Raw genomic sequence first — 20,478 nt, 5'->3', positions numbered from 1 at the left:
GCTGGACGCCGCTCGCGCGACGTCGAGGGCGGGCGGAGGCAGGGCGGCCGTCGGCCGCGCGGGCGAGGTGGTGGAGGTGCATCCGCTCGGTCTCGTCGAGGCGCAGCGCCCGCGAGAGCGCCTCGAGGACGCCGGCGGACGCTCCCGCGATGTCGCCGCGCTCGAGCTTCGCGTAGTACTCGACGCTGACGTCGGCCAGCATCGCCACTCGGCCCGGCGCAGGCCCGCGACGCGGCGGTTCCCGCCCGTCGGGAGGCCGACGTCGGCGGGGGAGACGCGTGCCCGTCGTGACAGGAGGAACTCGCGGACCTCGGTTCGGTTGTCCATGGCGTCCACGGTAGGTCGCTCCTCCGTGGTGAGGGGTGTACCGGCGGTACGCCCTTCGGCAGAGACTCCCGGGGCGATGTCGGCGCGGCTTGACTGCGACCATGCTGAACCGACGACACGTCCTGCCGGCGCTTGTCGCCGTGCTCGCGCTGACGGGGTGCGCCACGGCCGAGCGGGCCGTCACGAGCGGGAGCACCCCGACCGCTGCGCCCCCGTCGCCGTCGAGCACCGTGCCCTCACTCTCGGATCTCGCGAATGGAGACGTCGTGCCCGACACCGACGGAACACCCCTGACCCTGACGGTCGGCGACCGCGTCGTCACCGCCCGACTGAACGACACTCCGGCCGCCCGCGCCCTGGCCGAGCAGCTGCCGCTGACGCTCGCCTTCGACGATCTGAACGCAGTCGAGAAGACCGCTCCGCTCGCCTCCCCGCCGTCGATGGCGGGCATGCCCTCGGGCGACGACCCCGAGGTCGGCGACATCGGTCTCTGGGCGCCGTCGGGCGACCTGGTGCTCTATTACGGCGACGTCGGCTACTGGGACGGCATCGCCCGGCTCGGGACCTTCGATGACGTCGAGGCGATCGCCTCCCTCACCGGCCCGTTCACCGGGACCCTCGCCCTCGGCTGAGGGGCGGCCGCCGTGACCCCGTCGAGCTCCGCCGCTGACGACCTCGCGCTCGCGGTCCGCGCAGCGCACCACCTCGCCGATCTGACCGCGCAGATGTACATCGACGCTCTCTGGCGTGCGAAGAACGACCCCGACGAGACGCGCTGGATGCTCAACCGGCTCGCCGCCGAGCTGCGGTCGGCCCGCACCGTCCTCGCCGCCACGCAGGATACGGACTGGTGGGAGTCGGCGTCGGTCGACGCCATCGCGCACGCGTGCCAGCTCGCGCGCACGTGGGGCCGCGCCCATCCCGACATCGCCGGGTGGGAGCGGCAGCTCCTCGCGACGATCGAGGGCAGGACGCGCGCCGCTCCGCTCTCCGCGTGACTCCCCTCGTCGCCGACGTCGCCGTCCGCCTCTTCGACGACCGCGGCATCACCGGCATCGCGGGAGTCGGGGTAGATACTCTTGCCCTCGCCGATTGTCACTTTCGCGCGGGTGGCCAAGGGTAATTCGAGCGATGGCTGGGGGCTTCCGGATCCAACTGTGTGGTCGTTCTGCTTCTGTGACTCGAGTCGGGCCGGCTTCGACGCTCACGTGGGCGACGAACGAGCTCCCGGTCAGAGCGCAGCCGGGAGATGTTCAATCTCGTTGCGTCGCTACTCGCCATCGTTTCGGTGATCATCTGCGTCGTCCACGTCTCGCGCATATCGGACGTCGATGTGGGTTGGGGCTGGATAATCTGGTCGGCAGGGATCATGTTCTCCCTTGGCGTCGTCCGTTTCGCGTGGGAGCTTACTCTCCGCACCCCCGACGAGGACGCGGATGAGTGAACCATGCCGCTGACGTCGCGGCGGCGACGGTTCTGCAGCGGTTCCCTCGAACCGCTGGACGTTGGCGATGCTCATGAGACGCTATCGACGGATGTTCAGAGACATACGAAGAGCCCCAGCCGCATTGGGTCGGGGCTCTTCGTCTGGTGCATGAAGTCAGCAGCGTGACGGGGCTGTCAGTCCTGTCACGCTGAGGAGAGTGACCGGGTCGGTTGGGGCGCCGTTGATGTAGATGCCGAGGTGCACGTGGTCTCAGGTGGCTGTGCCGATCTGCCGGCGACTCCGACGAAGTCACCCTTCTGCACGATCTGGCCGACGGTGAGGGCCGACAGAGGGCGGAGGTGTCCGAGAAGCGACACGACTCCGTTGCCGTCATTGATCCTGTAGCCGTACGTGTCGCCGAGGGTCCGACGGCTCTCGACGACGGTTCGCCCGCTGACCGCGTACTGCCCATGCGCCCTCGATCCTCCGGTGCAGCGGTCGGTGCCCTTGTGCCCGCTCGCGTGGACGGTGATGTCATTCGTCTGACCGAAGTAGAACGTCGTCAGGTCACCGGTGTGGCCGGGCACTGCCACTAATCAACCAACACTGGAATAGCCGCGGTTGGCCGCTATCAGAGGCTGGTGCGCGCCGCGTTCGTCATCTCCAGGAACCCGTCGTTGGTCAGACCTACCAGGGATCTAGGTCCAAGATCGCATTGCGAAAAGACGGTCTGGACGAAATTCCCAAACAAAACTGAGTGGGTGCAAGAAGTCCTGTAAGGCCTACTAGGCCCCAATCGGGTAGCGCCGGCCGCCTAATATTATGTCTCTTCTTGAAACCAGACACATCATCCGGGCTAATCAGCTGCAAGAGGGTTTTGTCGATCTCGCCATTCCCTGCCTTGATCTCGCCGAGCCCTTTTGTCGAGAGCACTCCCTTACGAGGCACAACCGCGAGGTATAAGCCCCTACTCCGTAGTAATGCAGCTACTTCTCGCCAACCCGGATCCCAATCTAACAGATCTCGTTTAGCAGGAAAGGTTGACATGCCACCCTGTACTAGATCCATTGCGAGGCTAGCCGCATATCTCGTACTGTGAATCTTCTGGTAAGCAGCCTTCCGACTGTTGAGCGCTGCCTCAGCAACGCCCTTGCCTAATAGGCTAAGGGGGGCAGTGAACCGCCGAAGTGCATGCATATCTGCCCACCTCCAGTGGAAATCGTCGAACATGATCGATGCGGCATCACTACCCGCCGGCGACCACCGCACGATCCATGATTCGAGCATCCCCTGCGCATCACCTCGGGTAAGCGCGTACTCCATTTCCAGCTGACCATCACGTATTGGTTCTACCCACCATGTGAAGCTGAAGAGGTCTGAAGCTTCGCCTGCGTCTAAACTTGGGATATGATGCGGGCCACGAATATACGATCCCTTCATATCCCCGGACGTAACATATCCTACGCGCTCGTTCGCCGACTCTTCAGGACCAATTTTCTCAATCAAGGCCTCCATCGGGACCCTCCGTGATAGATGTGCAAGTTACGCAAGTTATTGCTACCGGGATTCAAATTACCAGTACGAGAGTAGCCGGTATTCGACGTCCACTGGTAGCCACCACCGAGACGCTGTGGAAGCGGTTTGAACTGCGGAGACCGCCACTGACGAAGTCCATCTCGAGAAGTGTAGTTGTAACCACGACCGTTATTTGAAACGGATCGACGAGTAGCACCGGTGTAAACCCGGCCACCGACTCTTGAACCAACGCGCCCGAGGAATCCACTGGCCCGCACTCCTGTGCGAATTAGAGCATTCGCCGCTGCTCCTCCCCTCTCGACCATCGCCGCTGCTTTATACACCCGCACCGCGATTACAGCAACACGCGCCACAGCCGCTGCTGCACCCAGTCCGGGAACGAACATCAACACAGTCAATCCGATATCAATTGCCAGACCCCAATTGAAGGCGCGCCCGTCAAGGTCGAACATGTTGATCGGGTCCACCGGGTATACATAGTCGTTTTGAACCCCGCCTTCTTCAGGGTCGACCTCGAGGAATCTGCCAATTGCAGCCACATATTGACGCGCACCCATTTCAATTGTGCTGATACTTCCGATGTGCTCCGACAACTTCTGGTGCTGCCCAAGCCAGCCGTAGTCAGCATCAGTACGGGACTGGGTATTCGGAATCGAGTCATCCGCAGCCACGGTGCCGATCAACTTTGTCGTTGGATCCACGACCTGACCATAAGGATCGTAAAGAGCGGCCGGCAGCAGCGCGCCCGCAGAGTTTTTCGCTCTTACCCCTGCACCGTCGGCCGTGACGATGATGTCACCGTGCAAGTTGGGGTATGCCCATATTTCTGATCCGCTCACTGGAATAGTAGCGACAACTCCACCGGGGAGGGAAACAATCTCTTCCATCAAATTATTCGATGAATCGAGTATGAAGTCCGGCGTATCAGACCCACCTTCGAATCCGTATCGAACTTCGGAACTGTTTCCAGCGATGGTCTGATTTCGGGACACAATTCGATCGAAGGCATCGCGCTGGTAGGTAGCCGCGCCAGTAGGTGTGACGGTGGAAAGGTGTCGGTCTGCGGCATCATAGGTCATTGCTTCATCACCGAGCGTGACAGTGTTTCCGCCCTCGTCGTACTTGACCTCCGAGCTACTCAGTCCGTCGGCCACCGCGTTCGCACCAGTTGCAGCTACGCCACTAGAAATTGTCGAGCCCAGAAGCCGATCGGCGGAGTCGTAGCAGTACGCAGTTGTGGTCGTTGCCGTCCCTGTGGGGAGCGTGGCGACGTCGGTGTAGCTTGTGCGGTTTCCGTTCTTTCCAGCGCGGACAATAGCGCCTGGATAGCTGGCCGTATTGCAGGACGAGTCACCGTATCCGTAAGTAAGATTATGGTTCGGAATTATCGCCTTAATCAGGCGTCCTGCCGCGTCGAAGTTGTAGTTCGCCTGAGATAGGTTACCTGCATCTGTAATCGTATCTTGAACAATACGTCCAGATTGAGAACGCAACACAGTGTCAGTCAAATTCGAGGTTCTTCCTGCCGGGAAATTCCACGTAAGGCCCACTTGTGCTCCCGTCCGATTGCTCCGAACGATACTACCTAGATTGGTACCGTTTCCGGCACTAGCTGCTGGGTAGCTCACCGCGGTGACTTGGCCGCGGTCCAGCAGTGAGGCGGCGTCTGCGGGTCCGTAGGTGACGGTGGCAAGGTCGGCACCACCGCGCTTGACCCTCGTGACGCGACTATCAAGGTCATACTCGAAAGTTTGTACGGAGACGATGGACGATATTTTCTTAGTTTGGGTCTGAATGACATTGCCGACGAGATCGTAGGTGGTTGCCGTAGTTAGACCCCAAACGTCGGCATAGCTGACGGCTCGGCCGAGAAGGTCGGTCGTGGTCGTGACCTTCCCAGCGGTTGGTGACGCGGCTATCGACGAGTCCGTCACCGCTGTTGTGCGCGGGTCTCCCGATGACGTCCCATCACTAGTGTAACTTGTAGTAACCGTTCGAGCAGCGATCGTTCCGGTTTTCGGGTAAGCGACGGCGGCATTGCGCCCGCGGGCATCATAGGTAGTGCAGGTCCACGCGCTGTCGCCCGACTGCTTTGCGCCCACGACGCGCCCCATGATGTCGTATATGTACTGAGTGCTGACGGAATTTGCAGATCCACCATATTTCGCATTAGTGGTCTGCTTCAGCATGCCGAACTGAGGGGTGGTCAGTGCAAGACCGCAGACCGCGGACGTAGTACCGAGAGCGGGGCCGTAAGTGTCCTTATCGCCGTAATAGGCGAAAGTCGTTCCGGCGCTGGCGGCGGTTGCTCCGGCTGACGTGGCCGCAGGGAGGGTTTTCCCGGTGCGGCGGTTATAGCCGTCGGTCTCGTAATCAGTCTTGGTGCTGAGGGCAAGCCCGGCTGGGTCGACCGTGCTTGAGGTGGAGAGCCCGAGCCACGGCTCGCTTCCGTAGTTTGTAGACACCGTCGACGAGCTCACCGCGGACGTTGATGCAGCGACGCCGTTCGGTGCGCTGGTTCCATCGCTCATGGTATTTGAAACCGAGAATTTGTCATCGGTGGTCGTTGAAGTGGTGAGGCCGTAGTCAGGTTTCATCTGTGCGCCGGGAACCCAGGTGAAGTCGGTGTTCGGGGACTGTGACCAGTTGAGTTCGAGGTGTGCGTCTCCACCGTTGTCGAGGTAGTCGAGGCGGATGGGGAGGACGGTGTTGTCGGCGTCGGTGTGGATGCGGCCTGGGACCGACCAGTGCTGCGACTGCGAAACCCAATCGTCGATCTTGAGACGTTGTCGATCCAGAGGCGCGTGCCGTCGTCGGCGATGGTTTTGAAATACCAGTCGCCGGCGGTGGGAATGGTGATGCTGCCGGTGTATCGGGCGGAGAACTGGTCGCTACTGATTCCGGCCGGCGCTCCGGCTCCCCAATCCACGGCAATCTTTCCGGTGCTTTCCTGACCAAGGCCGTAACCGACGGGCACGCCGGAGAGTTGGTTGTTGCCGTAGTAACTCGCCGACAGTCCGTTGAGGTCACCGTCGTAAGTCGTCGTGGAGTGCCCAGTGCCCGAGCAGCTGGAGGTGGGCTTATTGCCGGCGAAGCAGGCGGTCGGCGCGGGTCCGTAATTGTCGTACGGACGGTTGGCGTAGTCGTAGAAGACGGTCGACTTGAGACCTTGCGGGTTTGTCGACGACAGCTGAAGGTCGCTACTCGTCCATTCGGTGAGGCTTTCCAGGCCGGAGGCCGTTTTCGAACTGAGCGTTCGGTAGGCCGAGTCGTACTTGACGGTGACCGCGTGGCCGTTCGATGTGCCCGAGTTGGGGACGGTGAGTCCGGCGACATCGACGGTGGTCGTGTCACCTCCCGCTGCTGGCCAGTTGTAGGTCTTGCTCGGGCGCGTCGACTGCGTGACTCCATCAGGTGCAGGGAGCGTGACAGTTACGGGGCGCCCGGCGCTGTCGTACGAGATCTCCGTGCGAGTGGTGGCGAGCCCGCTGCTTCCGGGAGAGACGTTGGTGATCCAGTCGTTGGAGAGGCTGTCGCGCACTGCGGTCACGCGTCCGCTGCCGTCGTAGACGAAGGTAGTGACTTCGTTGCCGGGGTCGTTGATGCGGACGAGGTTGCCGGAGGCGTCGTAGAGCAGCGCGGTGTCGTTGATGAACGAGTTCGCGGTGTGGTTCGGGTAGAGGATGCGGCAGAGCATCCCGGTCGGCGCCGCCACATAGGCCGAAGTCGAGCTCGAATCCGTTGGGCAGAGGTTCTGAGTGCCGGGCCAGTTCTCGCCGGTGTCGAGGCCGAGGCTGGCGGCAGTGTCGCCCTGATAGATGAAGCGGACGCTGCGGGCATAGGTGGTAGTGGAGCCGCTGGTGCTGCCGGAGAGCCGGTCCGAGATGCGATCCACGAGACCGTCGGCCCGATACGAGACGACGGGCGCGGTGGGCTTCTTGGTGTCGTCGGGGCTGGTCACGGCGGAGACCGCGCCGTCTCTGTTGAAGACCGTGACGACGCCGGCGCCGTCGGCAAGAGAGGCTGCTCCGTTGGCGTCGATCGCGGCGACGCCGGACTCGCCAGCAGGTGCGGAGTATCCACCGGCAGACTTCTTCGTGTAGGTGTGGGTGTCGCCGTCGATGTCGGTGAAGACGATGGACCCTTCCTTCACCTCGGCCTTCGCGTAGGTCTGCAGGTCTCCGACGAGGGGTGTCGAGCCGCTCCACCCGCCGGGGAGGACAGACCGGGTCGCTGTGACCCAGTCGGCGGGGATGAGCGATGCGCTGGTCGTTCCGACCTTGCGGATGTAGAGCTTGAGGCTGGCGTCGGTCGCCTGCTCGAAGTACTTTACGTCGATCGGGACCGCACCAGTGATGGTGGCGCTTGCGCCTCCCCACACGGGATCTTGATGAGCTGCGTCCCACCGGTCGACCACCTTGGTTCCGGCGCCGCCGTTCGCGGTTCCGACCGTGACGATGACACCGTCATCGCGGCTGGTCGCGAACTCCCACGGGCCGGCGTCAGGGACACGGAGGAAACCGCTCCAGCGAGCCATGAAGTTGTCGCTGTTCACGCCGTCACCGGGCGAGCCTCCTCCCCAGTCGAAGTTCAGCTGGGAGTCGGTGCGCTGGAGGATCTGCTTGATGTTCGTGCCGGAGAAGTCGGACGGCGGGACTCCTGTGCCGGTGTAGTTGTAGTACCGGCCGGTGAGGCCGTTGTTCACGGTCTTCTTCGAGTTGTAAGTGAAGCTCATACCGATGTCACCACCGATGGTCGCGACCGTCGGGGAACTGAAGCCCATGCTGACATTGCCGTTCGCAAGATTCACCGTGGCGGGGCCGGCGGAGTCGGTCGGGGCAGGACCGGAGTTAGTGATGCGCTGGTTGACGGTCAGTCGGTTGACCCAGAAGGGTCCCCACTCGTTGTTCGACTTGTCTCGAGTCAGCACGGTCCACGTGTACGTAGAGCCGTCCTGCAGGATCGAGGGCGGCACATCCCACCACGGATCGGTCCGCCAGCCGGAGGTCGCGACCTGTCCGGTCGTCGCGTCGGCGCCCGTGGCGATCCGGAAGGCGTACTCCTTCAGGTTCGCGTTCCCAATCGCGCCGACCTGCAGTCGCGGCGTCGTGGACACGATGACCGACTTGTCCGAGGGACTTGTCGTGCTCTGCTGGGGAACAGGGGGGTCGGTGGTCTTGAAACTCCAGGTCTGACTCACTGCGACCGTAGACGTACCGTAATAGCCATCGGCATTGTCCTTCACAAAGGTATGCCAGTAGTACCAGGTGTTCGGATTGAGGTAGCCCGCAGGAATTTTCTGGTCAGCTCCCGCTCCCCAGCCGGTGTCGTAAATGGGACTGATTTCTGGGTTCGGGTTGGTGCTCACGCGGTAGAGATGATCCAGACCACTCGTGGTGGGATCGTACTCGGCGTCCGCGTGAAGCGTCGGGGTCAGGGTCTGATTCTCCAGCTTGTCGGCCGGAAGCGGGTTCCACCCCGCGCGCGGGAAGTCCTTCGTCTCGAGCCACAGGTGCACGTCGATCCAGCGGTAGGAGTACACCCCTCCGCGCTCATCACCGCCAATGAGCAGATTGCCCCCGGATACACCGTTGCGAGCCCACTCGGCGAGCTTGGACCCAAGCCTGCCGTCCCAGCCCGTCTCACCACCCCGCTCCGAGATCGACAGGGACGCGAGCTGGACACCAGCGCCGTTGAAGCCATACGAGGTGACGTCGTGGACGCCCCCTGCGTAGGTTCCGGTCGTCCCGTCGACGATGTTCGTCACGCCGATGTTCGCGCCCACGACCTGCTTGCCTGCGACGACCGACTCGTAGTTGAAGTGCGCGATCGACCGCCAGACTCCATTCGAATTGGTGTTACCGACCTGCGTCATTCCACTGTTGGTCTGCCCATTCGACTTGAAAGCCGCGACGTCCTTGATGGTCGTCTCCGTCGTGGGATCCACGTACACGGGATAGACGCGCTTGGGGTCGTGCAGCCACGCCTGCGACGCGCTGATCGTCAGCAGGGTCTTCGAACCCTCCTGCACGAGGGCGACGGCCCCTTCAGCGTCCGCATCGGCCTTCTTCTCGGTACCCGACGAGTCCCAGAGAATCGGAGCGGGCATAGCGAAGACTGTGGCACCGGACTGATCCGAGAAGACGATGTTCCCCAGATCATCCTTTGCGGCAGCGAGTCCGGGAGCATCGACCTCCCACGTCCATGACGCCTTACCCGCCTCAGGGGCACTCTCCAGGCGCAGATTCTCCTTCACGTTCGACGTCTCGACGTCGTAGACCAGGTCGACGCCCTTGAAGACGTCCTTGTACTCGAGGTGACTCTTTGCCGAGCTGTCCGCCCACGGAGAAAGATCACGCTCGAGAACGCTGTGGTCGGCTCCGCGAAGAGTGAAACCGATCGAGTGGCCGCCCCTGTTCATCGACAGAACAGGCGCATCATCGGCGTGCTCAGCAAAGGACGGCTCGAGCGGGTGCACGTCCACCTCGGCACCGCCCTGCCCCAACCACGAAGCCGGACCAGTCGTCTCGAGCTCCGTCTCAACGGGAACCCACTCGCCCTTGCTCGTCTCCACCGCGGACGGCGTCAGTGAGACATCCGTGACCTGCTGGCTGTTACCGAACGCATATGTGGTCGTGAACTCGTCCCGATCAACGACCGTCGCCGTCGACGCGTCGAAGTCGTCGACATCACCCGGGGACGCTCCCTCGGTCGGCACGGCCGTGGACGTCGCTGTCGGCTCCTCCGTCGGCTGAGCAGTGGCATCCCCGACCGGAACGTCGCCGTCCTCCGGCACGAGCGCAGAGAGCGCCGGGGGCGCGGCAGGATCGGACGCTTCCAGCGGCACCTCATCGAGGTCAGCCGTTCCCGAGGATTCCGCCGCTGCGGCCTGCTCAGCACTGAGCTCCGCAGAGATCTGCGTCATCGCCGTCGCGGACGCCGCATCGACGCTCGTGACGGTCAGAACAGCGCTTAGTAGTCCTGCCAGAACAGGAACAACCAGCAAGCGGACGCGACGACGAGCCACACGACCCCCAGAGACATGAAGCAGCCTCACCCTGAGGAGCAGCCCAACACTGGCAGGAAAATGGCCGAGAGAATGTCGCAGACCGGTCACAGACGGCGAGCCTGAGCGGACTCTCATCCATCGAGATCCGACGGCGCCCTCAACAAGCATCCTCGTCCGCGAGCGACCGCCGTCGTGCACGACCGACGTTGACGTCACGGCTGGGTGAAACCCACCTTCTGCACGATGGCGCGCCCGTCGAACGTCGTCGTCGTGATGCGCATGCTGTAGGAGCCGGCGGGAGCGACGGTGCCGTTCGTCAGGCGTCCGTCCCAGGCGAGCACCTGCCGGCCCGCGAGGTAGCGGACCGACGTCGTGAGCTGCTTCGCCACCGAGCCCCCGGCGGTGAGCACCGCGACGCTGGTCGTCGCGCCGTCGCCGGTCATCCAGTCGAGCGAGGTCGAGCCGCCGGAGCGGGTCACCCCCGGTGCCGAGGCGACGAACGTCGGCGTGCGGCCGAGGCCCGCCGTCGCATGAGCGTCCGCGACAGCGAGTGGCGTGCGGCCCGCGGCGGTCCTCACCGAGGCCGCCGCTCCCGACACCTGCACTGAGGCGCTGGCGGGAGCCGCGGTGAAGAGCGCCTGCACCGTCTCGGTCGGCGTCTGGAACACCGTGCCGTGCACGTTCACCCCGTAGTCGGCCGTCACGTCGTCGATCGTGACCGAGCCGGAGGTGACTCCCGACATCGACGTGTAGACGAAGGTGTCGACCAGCGTGACCGGGTAGTCCCAGACTCCATCGTTGTCGCCGCCGGAGTGCGTGTAGTTGGGGTTCAGCCCGTCCGAGAAGAGGGTCATCCTCTGCCAGGCCGAGCCGCCGACGTTGCCCACGAGGCCCTGGAAGGTCTCTCCGGTGGCGTCCTTGAGCTTGAGGTACACCGGACTGGTGCTCGCGTCTCCGCGCACCTGCACCGAGACCGCTGTGGGCGAGCCGGGCAGGGTGCGCGACGAGTGGATCTGCGCCCCCTTCGACGAGCCGGAGAAGTCGTAGGTCAGCGTCAGCGCGCCGGCACCGGAGTAGCCGGCCGAGGTGGCGGCGAGCGAGGCGCTGCCGCCGCCGATCGGCGCGACGACGTATCCGCTCGTCGAGGCGAGGTCGTCGACCAGCACCGAGGAGGCGGAGGCGGTCGCACCGGCCCGGCCGACAGCGGTGCCCGCCGCGAGGATGGCTCCCACCTCCTTCAGCGCCGTGTACGAGGGCTTCAGCCTCCCGGAGCGCTCGGTCACCGAGAAGGTGTCGAGCGGCTCCTGCGGGTTGCTGCCCCCGACGAGGTTGTACCAGGCGATGCCCTTGATCCCGCGGGCGGCCGCGTCGAGGTAGGAGCGGGAGAGGTAGGACGCCTGGTCCGCTTCGCTCGTCGCTCCGACGCAGGTGGTGCAGGTCGCCCAGCTCACCTCGGTGATCCACAGGCTCCGTCCCGGTGCGCTGCGGTCGAGGAACGACTGCGCCGCGTCGAGGTAGGTGGGGATCGCTCCGGTCTCGGGGGCGCCGTCGACGGTGTAGGTGTGCACGGCGAGCCCGTCGAAGGAGTCGCCCGCCCCGGCCGAGAGCACGCCTCGCATGAACGGGTCGCTGAACTGGTCCAGCCCGCCCACCAGCACCGTCGCGGTCGGATCCACGGCCTTGATCGCCGTGTGGGCGGCCTTCAACAGCTCGCCGTACTGGGCGGCCGTGGCTCCTCCACGCCAGTAGTAGTCGGTGTTGGGCTCGTTCCACACCTCCCAGACGTGCACGCGGTCCTTGTACCGGGCGACGGTCGCCGCAGCGTACGACGCGAAGTCGGCGGTGCTGCGCGGCGGGTAGTACTGCGCGTCCTCGGCGGGCGTTCCCGCTGGAGCCGAGGAGGCCCACGGCGCCGAGTAGACCAGCTTGCCGATCATGTCGACGTTGCGCGCCTGGCTGACCGCGACCGCCTGGTCGAACTTGGCCCAGTCGTAGTAGCCCTTCCGCGGCTCGACGCGCTTCCACTCGAACTCCTCGCGGGCCCACCGCACCTGCGCGTCCTCGAGCAGCGCCGCCTGCCGGTCGACCTCGACGGGCGAGTCCTGCTCGGTGAGGAAGCTGTTGATCCCGCTGATCGAGCGCGGCGCCGCCTCGGTGGCGCGGGCGCTCACTCCGGTGAGGTAGGGCCGGGTCGCCGTGGCGGCTCCGGTGAGCGAGCCGTTGGGAGTCGCATCCCAGGTCAGGCGGCCGGCGATGCTTCCGGACATCCCGGCGCCGCGGTCGTCGGTGCCGTCCCAGGCGACGGCGATCTCGCCGGCCGAGGCCGCGGTGCCTCCGAAGGTGCGGGTGCGGCCTGCGCTGTCGCGCAGCACGAGCGCGTAGTCGCCGGGCGTGCCCGCCGTGAAGCGGACGGCGGTGGTCGCCGCGTTCTCGCGCGAGAAGCGGGGCGCGCTCGCGGCCGGCAGAGTCCAGTCCTTATCGAGGACGCGCAGGTTGTCGAGGACGACGGTGCCCGTGGCCGGAGCCGACGGGCCGTTGCGGACCACGTTGATCCGCACCAGCGAGACCGGGTAGTCGAGCACGCCGTCGTCATTGCCCAGGTGCGTGGTCGCGGCCGGCGAGCGGAGGTCGACGGTCGCGGTCGTCCAGCGGCTGAGGCTCATCGCGTCGACCCGGTAGAAGAACATCTCGCCGGTCGCATCGCGCAGCTTCAGGAACACCGTGTTCCAGCTGCTGTCGCCGAGCAGGTCGACCTTGAGCGCCGTGGCCGGCTGCGTCAGCAGCGGCACCGGAGTCGCGCGGGTCTCGATCTCGGCGTCGGCGCTCGTGAGGTCGTAGGCGATCCGCAGCGCCCCCGAGCCCTCGGTGCGGGTCGTCGAGGTCGACGGGGTCGCGCTCCCCGCCGCCTGCATCCAGTCGGTACCGGCCGCATCGAACGACTGCGCGAGACTCGCGTCGGCGTCCACCTCGGCGACGGTCAGCAGCAGCGGGATCCCGCTCCGGGTCGCGTTCGAGGCGAGCGTGCCGTCGTTCACTCCGTCCTGACCGAAGACACCGCTGATGTCGCCGCGCATCCTGGTGCCCGAGTCGTCGGAGCCGTCCCACGGCACCGAGACGGCGCCGGCGGCCGCGGCGCGCCCCGTGATCGTCTTCAGGCGCCCCTCCTTGTCGCGCAGCTCGAGGCGGTAGTCGCCGGGGCCGCCCGCCGTGAACGAGAGCGAGGTGCTCGCCGAGGGGGCAGGGGTGAAGAAGGACGTCGCCGCGGTCGGCAGCGACCAGCCGGACGCGAGTGTGCGCAGGTTGTCGAGCACGACGGTGCCGGTGGCCGGCTGGCTCCCATTGCGCACGACGATCACGCCGGAGAGCTTCACCGGCATGTCGAGCACGTGGTCGCTGTCGCCGCCCTCGACGAGCGCGGCCGGAGCGGTGAGGTCGACGTCGATCGTCGCCCAGGCCGTCGAGCGCATGGCGTCGAGGCGGTAGGTGAAGGTCTCGCCGGAGGCGTCGCGGAGGCGCGCGTAGACCGTGTTGTAGGTGCCGTCGCCCTTCAAATCGATCCGCAGCGCGCTGGCGGGCTTGGTCAGCATGGTCGCGGGGGTGTTCTGCACGGTCTCGACCAGCCCGGACGAGACGTCGTAGTCGATCCGCTGGGCGTAGGAGCCCTGGGTCTTCTGGGCGCTGGTGCGCGAGATCGTCGCGGAGCCCATCGCGACCCTCCAGGTCGAGGCAGCCGCCTCGAAGCCCTCGACCACGCTGGTCGTCGAGGGCTGCGCCGCGGCGACGGTGAGCAGGGTCGGAGTCGCCGAGCGGGTCCGCGACGCCGAGAACTCGCCGTCGGGCGTGGAGTCCTGGAGGAACATGCTGCGGATCGGCCCGTCCATCTCCTCGCCGTCATCGGCCGTGCCGTCCCACTGCACGGCGTTCTCGCCCGGCGTGGTGAGCGTGCCGGTGACCGTCCGGCTGCGGCCGCTCCCGTCGCGGAGCACGATCATCCAGTCGCCGGCCGACGCCGCCGTGAAGCCGAGGCTCGCGGCGCCGCCCTCGGAGGGCACCAGGAACTCCACGTCGGACTCGGGCATCGTCCACCGGCTGCTCACAGCGCGCAGATTGTCGAGCAGGAACGTCCCGGTCGCGGGCTGCTCGCCGTTGCGGACCACGGAGAAGCCGGAGAGCGTCAGCGGCAGATCGAGCACGGAGTCGGCGTTGCCGCCCTCGGCGAGCACTGGGTCCTGGGTCAGGTCGATCGGCACGGTGGTCCAGGTGGAGTGCCGCATGGCGTCCATCCGGTAGGTGAAGGCCTCGCCGGTCGCGTCGGCGACCCTGAGGTAGACGGTGTTGTAGCTGCCGTCGCCCTTGAGGTCGACCTTCAGGCCCGTGACCGGGCCGGTGGCGACGTCGAGCGGCACGGTACGGGTGATGCCGGCCATCCCCTCCGAGAGGTCGTAGTCGACCGCCAGCGCGTCGGCTCCCTCGGTGCGGATGGCGCCGCCCTTCGCCGCCGGCTCGGTGGCGCGGCGCAGAGTCGCGGAGCCCAGGGCGACGCCCCAGCCCTCGTCGCCGCCGTCGAAGGCCTCGACCAGGGAGGTGGAGTCGGGGTCGTCGGCCTCGGCCAGGGTCAGGAGCAGCGGCACACCGGTGGTCGTGCCGCCGCCGAGCGCGCCGTCTGCGGAGTCGTCCTGGCGCAGCACTGCGCGCACGTCCCCGGCCATCGCAGCGCCCTCGTCGTCGAGTCCGTCCCAGTCGACGGCGATCCCGCCGGCCGCCTCTGCGGTGCCGGTCAGGGTGCGCGAGAGTCCAGCCGGGTCCTCGAGGCGCAGCTCCCAGTCGCCGGGGCCGCCCGCCTCGAACGCAATCCCGGCACTCTCCCCGGCCTGCGGCGAGACGTAGCTCGACACGGCGACGGGCAGGGTCCAGCCGGTGGTGTCCGCACGTAGGTCGTCCAGCGCGAAGGTCCCTGTCGGAGGCTGCTCGCCGTTGCGCACCACGAGCACGCCGGCGAGGGTGAGGGGGGCGTCGAGCACGGCGTTGCCGTCGCCGCCGTCGCGGGCGACGGGCTCGGCCGTGAGGTCGACCTTCAGCGTCTGCCAGTCCGTCGACCGCATCGCGTCGACGCGGTGCACCGACGTCTCGCCGCTGGAGTCGCGGACCCTCAGGTAGACCGTGTTGTAGGTTCCGTCGCCGCGCAGGTCGACGGTGAGCGCCGAGACGGGCGTCGGGATCGCGGGCGCCTGCATCGGGTCGTAGCCGAGCTCGACGAGGCCGCCCGAGACGTCGTACGAGACCTCGAGCGACGAGTCGCCCTCGGTGCTCTCGGCCGAGACCGCCGCGGAGGCGCTCCCCGTCAGAGCCGAGGGCGCCGCGGTTCCGCTCTCGAAGCCGGTCACGAGGACCGTTCCCGGCACGGCGGCGCTCGCTCCGGTGGGGGCGACCAGGATGCCTGCGAGGAGCGCGGCGGTCACGGTGAACGCGGTTCGGGCACGGGACATGGGGGTCACTCCGCAGGGCATCAGAAGCGCTCGCCCGGGGAGGGGCGAACAGGCCGCCAGGCTAGGCGCGGCGCCGCGTCGTGCCTGCGCAGGGGAGGAAGACTCGTTTCGCCTGCACTCGAACAGGGGCCCCGACCCCGCAGGAGCCGCCCCCGAACCCTCGGGGCGGGCACTCCGGGGATCCTGCGCCGCTCCGCTGGGCGCTAGCGTCGAGCGGTGACCTCCTCTCTCGACCGCAGCATCCTGCGGCTGGCGGTCCCGGCGCTGGGCTCGCTGATCGCCGAGCCGCTGTTCCTCCTGACCGACTCCGCCCTCGTCGGCCACCTCGGCGCCGTCCCGCTGGCCGGCCTCGCCCTCGGCGGCGCTGTGTTGCAGACGATCGTCGGGCTGATGGTGTTCCTCGCCTACAGCACGACCCCTCGGGTCGGCCGCGCACTCGGCGAGGGCGACGAGCGGCGTGCGGTGGCCGCGGGCATCGACGGCGGCTGGCTGGCGCTACTGCTCGGTGCGGTCATCGGCGTGGTCGGCGCGCTGACCGCTCCGGGAGTCGTCGCACTGTTCGGAGCCGAGCCCGACGTCGCCGAGGCGGGGGTGCGCTACCTCGCCGTCAGCATGGCAGGGATCCCCGCCATGCTCGGTGTGTTCGCGCTCACCGGCCTGCTCCGCGGCTACCAGGACACCCGCACTCCGCTCGTGATCGCGGCCGGCGGATTCGCTCTCAACGCCGCCCTCAACGCCGTGCTGATCTACCCCGCCGGCCTGGGGATAACCGGCTCGGCACTCGGCACGGTGATCGCCCAGTGGGCGATGTTCGCCGCCTACGCGGCCGTCGCGTTGCGGCTCGCGCGGCGGGTCGGCGCCCCGCTCCGGCCGCACGTCGCGGGCCTCGTCTCGTCGGCGGGTTCGGGCGGCTGGATGCTGCTGCGCACCGCGAGCCTGCGCGCGGCGATCCTGCTCGCGGTGGCGACCGCCACCTCGCTCGGGGCGGAGGAGCTGGGCGCCTTCCAGGTGGCGATGACGCTGTTCTCGACGGTCGCCTTCGCCCTCGACGCCGTGGCGATCGCCGCCCAGGCGCTGCTCGGACGCCTCCTCGGCGCTGGCGACAGGGAGCGTGCGCGCGCGGTGACGAAACGCTGTGTGACCTGGGGAATTGCCACCGGCGTCGTCCTCGGCATCGTGGTAACCGGTCTGAGTGGTGTCCTCCCGTACGTCTTCTCGAGCGATCCGGAGGTGCTGCGCCTGCTGCCCGCGGCGATCGCGGTCGTGGGTCTCACCGCTCCGCTCGGGGGCTTCGTCTTCGTGCTCGACGGCGTGCTGATCGGCGCCGGAGACGGCCGCTACCTCGCCCTGAGCGGACTGGTGAACCTCGCGGTCTTCGCGCCGCTGGCCCTGCTCGCCCCCGCGGCGGCGGAGGAGTGGCGCCTGCTCGCCCTCTGGCTGGCGTTCGCGGTCGGGTACCTCGGCGCCCGCGCTCTCACGCTCGGCCTGCGCGTGCGCAGCGACGTCTGGCTGCGCTGACCGAGCCGAACGGGCTGTGGACAACCCTGGGGAGAATCCGCAGGCTCAGCGGGGCGGCGCGCTCGTGTTGCCGCGGTGGAACGTGGCCCGGAAGCAGACCGTCTCGGCCTCCTCCCCGGCCAGGAGCGCGATCGCCGCTCGCCCCGCCGCGCGGCCCTTCTCGACCGCGGGCTGCGCCATCGTCGTGAGGTCGTACTCGGCGGCGAGGCCCGGTACTTGCACCCCGTCGAAGCCGACGACGGAGACGTCCTGCGGCACGCGCAGCCCCCGCTCCTCCGCGGCCAGGATCACGCCCGCAGCGAGCAGGTCGCTCTGCGCCACGATCGCAGTGGGCGCTCGGGCCGCATCGAGCAGGGCTCGGCCCGCGACAATCCCCTCCTCGACGGTGCTCGCCGCGGCCGCCACGACCCGTCCGTCGGGGAACACGTCCTGCACACCGAGCAGCCGGTCGACCGGGGTGATGCTCGGGCTCGAGCGCCATTCGGCAGGGATGGGGCCGCGACGACGGTCCTTCGCGAACGGGAGGGAGACGACTCCGACCCGCTCGTGGCCGAGCTCGCGCAGATGCTCGGCCACTGTGCGGCTCGCCGCGCGGTTGTCGAGCGAGACGACCGCGCCGCCGAGCACCGAGGCGCCCTCAACGACGACCACGGGCACGCCGCGGCGGCGCAGCAGAGCGACGGAGTCGTCGATCGACGGGCTGCACGCCACCAGGATCGTCGCGTCCACCGGCGCCGTGGCCAGCAGCCCCGAGCCGTCCCCGGTCTCGGTGAGCAGCAGGATCCCCGCGTCGATGCCGCCGAGCACATCGGCGATCCCATCGAGCATCGCGATCTTGATCGGGTCGCGGAACGCGTGCAGCACCCGCTCGTCCACGACGACGCCGACGATCCCCGAGCGGCCGCGGCGGAGCGAGCGCGCCCTCGGGTCGGGGCCGGCGTAGTCGAGCTCGGCAGCGGCCCGCAGCACCCGCTCCTTCGTCGCGTCCGAGACGGGGCCCGCGCCGCTGAAGACCAGGGAGGCGGTCGAGGGCGAGACGCCGGCTCTGCTCGCGACGCGGGCGAGCGTCGGGCGGGGGCTCTTGTGCGGTTCCACGGTCCTCCTCGTCGGGGCTCGGCGCGGTGCTGCGCGGTTGACCGTCCCCGGGGGTTCCGGATAGCTTAGACCGATCCGCCTCGAATCGATTCGACAGCGCTTCTCGATCCTTGGCCGCCGCCCCGGATCCCGCTCTCTCCCAGGAGAACCGCCATGACCGCGACGTCCGCGCTCACCCGCCCGCAACTCGTCGCCTGGCGCAACGCCGTCTTCACGATCTTCGTGCTCAGCGGGATCTCGATCGCCACCTGGGTCTCCCGCACCCCGGCCATCCGCGACGAGCTCGATCTCTCGACCTCCGGAGTGGGCCTGCTGATCCTCTCGATGTCGATCGGAGCGATCACCGGCCTCGCGCTCTCGACCGCGATCATGAGCGCGGTCGGCGCCCGCCGCGGCATGGTGATCGGCCTCACCGTCTGCGCGACGGGGCTGGCCCTGCTCGGCGTCGCCGCGGGCACTCTGGGCGTCCTCCCCCTCGCCTTCGCCGGGATGGCGCTGCTGGGCTTCGGCAACGGAGCGGTCGACGTGATGATGAACGTCGAGGGCGCCGCCAACGAGGCGGCCTTCGGCAAGACCCTGCTGCCCCTGTTCCACGCCTTCTTCAGCCTCGGCACCGTCGCGGGCGCGCTGATCGGCGCCGGCGCCTCGGCCCTCGCCGTGCCCGTGGTGGTCCACCTCGGCGCGATCGCCGTGATCGTCGTGGCGACCGCGCTCGTCGCGATCCGCTTCGTCCCGGTGCGCGACGCGCTCGACACGGCCGGTGCGCTCACCAGCGTCGCACCGCCGATGCGCGAGCGGGTCGCCGCCTCCCTGAGCGTCTGGCGCGACGGACGGCTCGTGCTGATCGGGGTGATCATGCTCGGGATGGCGTTCGCCGAGGGCTCGGCGAACGACTGGCTGACCCTCGCGATGGTCGACGGCCACGGCGCCGACACGACCACCGCCGCCGTGGTCTTCGGCGTCTTCGTCGCCGCGATGACCGTCGGTCGCGTGCTCGGCGGCCCCCTGCTCGACCGGTTCGGTCGCGTGCCGGTGCTGCAGGCCTCCGCCCTGCTCGCGATCGCCGGGCTCCTGCTGTTCATCCTCGCCCCGCTCGACGGGCTCGTGATCGCCGGAGCAGTCGCCTGGGGGCTGGGCTGCTCGCTCGGCTTCCCGGTGGGCATGTCGGCAGCCGCCGAGGGGCCGCACTCGGCCGCGCGCGTCAGTGCGGTCGCGATGCTCGGCTACGTCGCCTTCCTGGTCGGCCCGCCGGTCATCGGCTTCCTCGGCGAGCACGTCGGGCTGCTCACCGCGCTGTTCCTCGTCCTCGCCCTCGTCGTGGTCGCCGGGCTCGCCTCACCCGCCGCACGCAGCCGCCGCGAGATCACCCCGTAGCTCCCGCCGGCACCGGCGGCCCGGCGCGCGCAGACCCTTGGTACGCGCAGACCCTAGAGACACGCAGACCCTAGGCTGCCAGCGGAGAGGGGAGGGGGACGGCATGCGGTACCGGGCGCGCGACGGCTCCCTCCTGCACGTCGACGAGCACGGCGCCGGCCGCCCCCTCGTCGTCGTGCCCGGCGAACCCGATCGGCACCCCTCGTACCTCCGCTGCTTCGACACGGTGGCGGGCACCCGCCGCATCCTCGTGCTGCACCCCCGGGGCCGGGGCGGCTCGGAGGCGGTGCCCGCCGGCTCCGCAGCCACGACCGCCGACGACCTCGAGGATCTGCGCACGCACCTCGGCGTCGACGACCTCGACCTCGTCGCCCACGATTCCGGCTGCCGGGCCGCCCTGCTCGCCGCCGCCCGGGCTCCGGGGAGCGTCGCGCACCTCCTCCTGATCGCCCCCGGCACCGCCTGGCTCGGGATCGACGCCGACCACCCCCGCGCAGGAGCACGACGGGCAGGAGCCACCGGCGCCGCCCGCCGAGGCCGCAGCGCTCCGCGAGGCGCTCGGGCGGCTGACCTGCGCGGCCGTGGTCGTCGGAGGCGGGGACGATCCGCTCACGGACCTGGCAGCCCTCGGCGCCCTCACCGGGCTCCTGCCGCACGGCAGCCTCGCGGTCGTCGAGGCGAGCGGTCACCACCCGTGGGCCGACGCG

Annotated in this window: 11 protein-coding genes and 1 pseudogene; 6 read left to right on the top strand and 6 right to left on the bottom strand. The window is 67.9% G+C overall.

Features of this window, described 5'->3' with window-relative positions; genetic code table 11:
* Positions 1-327 (bottom strand): annotated as a pseudogene (locus ACH61_RS08035) (helix-turn-helix domain-containing protein); the annotation flags it as partial.
* Between the two features lie 101 nt (positions 328-428).
* On the opposite strand from ACH61_RS08035, the gene ACH61_RS16235 reads away from it, so the two are divergent.
* The 3 genes from ACH61_RS16235 (at position 429) to ACH61_RS08020 (ending at position 1,771) form a co-directional block, all read left to right on the top strand.
* Complete coding sequence (locus ACH61_RS16235; protein ID WP_082845116.1) at positions 429-959, top strand: cyclophilin-like fold protein; 531 nt, start codon at positions 429-431, stop codon at positions 957-959.
* 12 nt (positions 960-971) lie between these two features.
* On the top strand, positions 972-1,325 hold the full coding sequence (locus ACH61_RS08025; protein WP_068210802.1) for a hypothetical protein: 354 nt from the start codon (positions 972-974) through the stop codon (positions 1,323-1,325).
* Between the two features lie 251 nt (positions 1,326-1,576).
* A complete protein-coding gene (locus ACH61_RS08020) occupies positions 1,577-1,771 on the top strand; it encodes a hypothetical protein (RefSeq protein ID WP_068210800.1) in 195 nt (64 codons plus the stop codon).
* Between the two features lie 185 nt (positions 1,772-1,956).
* Here the strand turns inward: ACH61_RS08020 and ACH61_RS08015 are convergent, their stop codons facing one another.
* The 4 genes from ACH61_RS08015 to ACH61_RS08005 all read right to left on the bottom strand — a co-directional run bounded on the left by ACH61_RS08015 (position 1,957) and on the right by ACH61_RS08005 (position 15,784).
* The gene (locus tag ACH61_RS08015; protein WP_132504620.1) at positions 1,957-2,346 is read right to left on the bottom strand and encodes a peptidoglycan DD-metalloendopeptidase family protein; all 390 of its coding nucleotides are present in this window, start codon (positions 2,344-2,346) and stop codon (positions 1,957-1,959) included.
* A 909-nt stretch (positions 2,347-3,255) separates the two neighbouring features.
* Positions 3,256-5,886, bottom strand: coding sequence for an RHS repeat-associated core domain-containing protein (locus ACH61_RS16835; RefSeq protein WP_153038819.1), 2,631 nt, complete (start codon positions 5,884-5,886; stop codon positions 3,256-3,258).
* Positions 5,883-10,214 (bottom strand): PA14 domain-containing protein, encoded by a 4,332-nt coding sequence (locus ACH61_RS08010; protein ID WP_068210796.1) that lies wholly within the window; start codon positions 10,212-10,214, stop codon positions 5,883-5,885. Before ACH61_RS08010 ends, ACH61_RS16835 begins: the two co-directional genes overlap by 4 nt.
* Before the next feature lie 296 nt (positions 10,215-10,510).
* Entirely contained in the window at positions 10,511-15,784 is a 5,274-nt protein-coding gene (locus tag ACH61_RS08005; RefSeq protein ID WP_068210793.1) for an endo-1,4-beta-xylanase, read from the bottom strand.
* A 216-nt stretch (positions 15,785-16,000) separates the two neighbouring features.
* Between ACH61_RS08005 and ACH61_RS08000 the strand changes: the two genes are divergently transcribed.
* Positions 16,001-17,302, top strand: coding sequence for an MATE family efflux transporter (locus ACH61_RS08000; protein WP_236713602.1), 1,302 nt, complete (start codon positions 16,001-16,003; stop codon positions 17,300-17,302).
* 45 nt (positions 17,303-17,347) lie between these two features.
* Here the strand turns inward: ACH61_RS08000 and ACH61_RS07995 are convergent, their stop codons facing one another.
* A complete protein-coding gene (locus ACH61_RS07995) occupies positions 17,348-18,397 on the bottom strand; it encodes a LacI family DNA-binding transcriptional regulator (RefSeq protein ID WP_068210790.1) in 1,050 nt (349 codons plus the stop codon).
* A gap of 153 nt (positions 18,398-18,550) precedes the next feature.
* Between ACH61_RS07995 and ACH61_RS07990 the strand changes: the two genes are divergently transcribed.
* Complete coding sequence (locus ACH61_RS07990) at positions 18,551-19,771, top strand: MFS transporter (protein ID WP_068210788.1); 1,221 nt, start codon at positions 18,551-18,553, stop codon at positions 19,769-19,771.
* Between the two features lie 103 nt (positions 19,772-19,874).
* Positions 19,875-20,478 (top strand): alpha/beta fold hydrolase (locus ACH61_RS19310; protein WP_153038818.1); only part of this gene is annotated, 604 nt, incomplete at its 3' end.

Source organism: Rathayibacter tanaceti (assembly GCF_001634385.1).
In the GTDB taxonomy this organism is placed as follows: Bacteria; Actinomycetota; Actinomycetes; order Actinomycetales; family Microbacteriaceae; genus Rathayibacter; species Rathayibacter tanaceti.
The sequence above is the reverse complement of the archived record's forward strand: the minus strand, read 5'-3'. Positions and strand labels throughout refer to the sequence as shown.